The sequence below is a fragment of the Candidatus Neomarinimicrobiota bacterium genome, assembly GCA_041862535.1.
GTDB lineage: Bacteria > Fidelibacterota > Marinisomatia > SCGC-AAA003-L08 > TS1B11.
Genome location: JBGVTM010000183.1, coordinates 1 through 3011 on the forward strand (window position 1 = coordinate 1; position 3011 = coordinate 3011).

The 3011-nt window shown below is 59.0% G+C and carries 3 protein-coding genes; all 3 read left to right on the forward strand.

Translation table 11 applies throughout. The features are described 5' to 3' along the window. Window positions 1–1484, forward strand: a 1484-nt coding sequence (locus ACETWG_06645; protein ID MFB0516266.1) for a S41 family peptidase, incomplete at its 5' end; no start/stop codon positions are given. 23 nt (window positions 1485–1507) lie between these two features. Then, the gene (gpmA, locus tag ACETWG_06650; protein MFB0516267.1) at window positions 1508–2278 is read left to right on the forward strand and encodes a 2,3-diphosphoglycerate-dependent phosphoglycerate mutase; all 771 of its coding nucleotides are present in this window, start codon (window positions 1508–1510) and stop codon (window positions 2276–2278) included. A 130-nt stretch (window positions 2279–2408) separates the two neighbouring features. Beyond that, window positions 2409–3011, forward strand: a 603-nt coding sequence (locus ACETWG_06655) for a class I fructose-bisphosphate aldolase (protein MFB0516268.1), incomplete at its 3' end; no start/stop codon positions are given.

Consider the following 3011-nt stretch of genomic DNA (forward strand, 5'->3'; position numbering starts at 1 on the left):
CCCTGCCGGTCAAGGCCTCCAATTACTCCAGCCTGGCCTCGGTAGGCAATACGCTTTACTACCGGCGCAACGGCAGCGACGATGAAAAACCCAGGCTGCTCATGTTCGATTTCGATAAGCAGGAAGAGACCGATCTCGGCGAGATCAGCGGCTTTGAGATCTCCGCCGACGGCAAAAAGATGCTGGTGGGGAAGGACAAGTCCTACTACATCATCGATCTGCCGAAGGCCCGGCTCGATCTCAAGGATAAACTCGACCTCTCCGCCATGGAGGTTATGCTTGACCGGCGCGCAGAATGGCGCCAGATATTCAGCGAGTCGTGGCGGCAAATGCGCGACTTCTTCTACATACCGAACCTGCACGGTGTCGACTGGGAGAGCGTACGAAAGAGATATGCCCCTCTGGTAGAGCATGTCAACCACCGCGCCGACCTTACCTACATCATCGGAGAACTGATCGGCGAACTGAACATCGGCCATACCTATGTTGGTGGAGGCGATTACCCCCAGCCGGACCGGATAAAGACCGGCCTGCTGGGTGCCGAGTTAGAGCGTGACGCATCCGGGTACTATCGGATCAAGCGGATTCTCAAGGGCGAAAACTGGAACGATCCCCGGCGCTCCCCGCTGACTGAGGTCGGCGTTGGCGCGCGGGAGGGCGATTTCATCCTGGTCGTCAATGGCAAATCAACCAAAGAGATGATCAACATTTACGAACACCTGGTGAACTCCGTAGGCAAGCAGGTGACCCTGACCTTGAACGAGCAGCCGAGACTCAAAGGCAGCCGGGAGGTGGTGGTACGCCCCATTGAAGATGAACAGGAACTGTACTACTACAACTGGGTGCAGACCAACATCGAAAAAGTGGATCAGGCCACCAAGGGCAAGGTCGGCTACCTTCACATCCCGGACATGGGCCAGTATGGACTGAACGAGTTCGTCAAACACTACTATCCCCAGCTGACCAAGAAGGCCCTGATCATCGATGTCCGCGGCAATGGGGGCGGCAATGTCTCCCCGATGATCATCGAGCGCCTGCGCCGGGAAATCGCCATGATCACTATCGCCCGCAACACCAGCCCGGCGGTCAATCCGGACGGCACGCTCTGGGGTCCCATGATCATGATCGCCGATGAGTTCTCCGCCTCGGATGGCGATATTGTCGTCTACCGCTTCAAGAAGTACGGGCTGGGGAAAGTCGTTGGCAAGCGTACCTGGGGCGGAGTAGTCGGCATTCGCGGCAGCCTGCCGCTGCTGGATGGGGGTTACCTCTACAAGCCGGAATTCTCCCGCTACGACGTCGAAGGCACCGAATGGATTATGGAAGGCCGCGGGGTCGAGCCTGACATCTACGTTGACAACGACCCGGTCCAGGAATTCGCTGGCATCGATCAGCAGCTCAACCGGGCCATCGCGGAAATTCTCAAGGACCTGGAAACTCAGGAGAAAACCATCCCTGAGCCGCCGCCGTATCCAATTAAATAGCTTACCAATCATAGTAATAGAATATGGATACTAAACTCGTTCTGCTGCGCCACGGCGAGAGCCTCTGGAACCTGGAAAACCGCTTCACCGGCTGGACCGATGTCGACTTGACCGACCAGGGCATCGCGGAGGCCCACCAGGCAGGGAAACAGCTGCTGGAGGAGGGCTTCGAATTTGACCTCGCCTTCACCTCCGTCCTTAAACGGGCCGTCCGCACCCTGTGGCTGGTACTCGATGAAATGGACCTGATGTGGATACCGGTGGAGCGCAGCTGGCGGCTCAACGAACGGCATTACGGCGCGTTGCAGGGACTGAACAAGGCCGAAACCGCCCAGCAGTACGGCCCCGAGCAGGTTCACCTCTGGCGGCGCAGCTACGACGTGCCACCGCCCGCCCTGGAGCCGGAAGATCCCCGCCACCCACGCTTCGATCCGCGCTATGCCGGCTTGAATCCAGAAGAACTGCCCGCCACCGAGTCTCTGGCCGATACCTATCGGCGGGTGATGCCTTATTGGGAAAAAGCTATTGCGCCCAGTCTGCGGCAGGGAAGGACCGTGCTGATCTCCGCCCACGGGAACAGCCTTCGCGCCCTGGTAAAGCACCTGGGCCACATCTCCGACGAAGATATCAGCCAGCTCAACATCCCCACCGGCATCCCGCTGCTATATGAGTTTGACGAGCAGTTGAACGTTCTGGGCTCCCGCTACCTTGGCGATCAAGAAGCGGCCAGGGCGGCGGCCGAAGCTGTCGCCCGGCAGGCGGAAGCGGCGAAAGGAGATCGGAATCCAAAGTGATAGACCGAAACCTTCCACTTTCTTACGTGAACCCATTGTTAAACCTGAACAGGCGGTGTTAAACTGGCAGGTGATTTTTCGCACGCTAGCAGGCATTAATCCGAACCCAACGATTTGAGGTAGATATCATATGAACGCACCAGACCTAGCCTCCGTCGCCGGCGCCATGGTTGCCAAGGGCAAGGGCATCCTGGCCGCTGACGAAAGCACGCGCACCATCAAGAAGCGCCTGGCCACCATCAACGTCGAGTCCACCGAAGAGAACCGCCGCGCTTACCGCGATCTGCTGTTCACCACCGATGGCGTCGAACAGTTTATCAGCGGTGTCATCCTGTTTGACGAGACCATTCGCCAGGGGACACAGGACGGGGTTCCCTTCCCGAAAGTACTCAGCGGCAAAGGCATCATTCCCGGCATCAAGCCCGATAAAGGGGCCAAACCCATGGCTGGCTTCCCCGGCGAAAAGGTCACCGAAGGCCTCGATGGACTCCGGGAACGCCTGGAGGATTACCACCAGCTGGGGGCCCAGTTCGGCAAGTGGCGGGCGGTCATCACCATCGGTGACGGCATTCCTACCCGCACCTGCATCGACACCAACGCCCACGCCCTGGCACGCTACGCCGCCCTCTGCCAGGAAGTGGGGCTGGTACCCATCGTCGAGCCCGAAGTGCTGATGGACGGCGACCATACCATCGAACGCTGCGAGGAGGTAACCGAACTGACGCTTCAGCGG

Excerpts from the sequence above, each read along its gene's own strand:
- gpmA (MFB0516267.1), top strand. The coding sequence starts at position 1,508 with ATGGATACTAAACTCGTTCTGCTGCGCCACGGCGAGAGCCTCTGGAAC.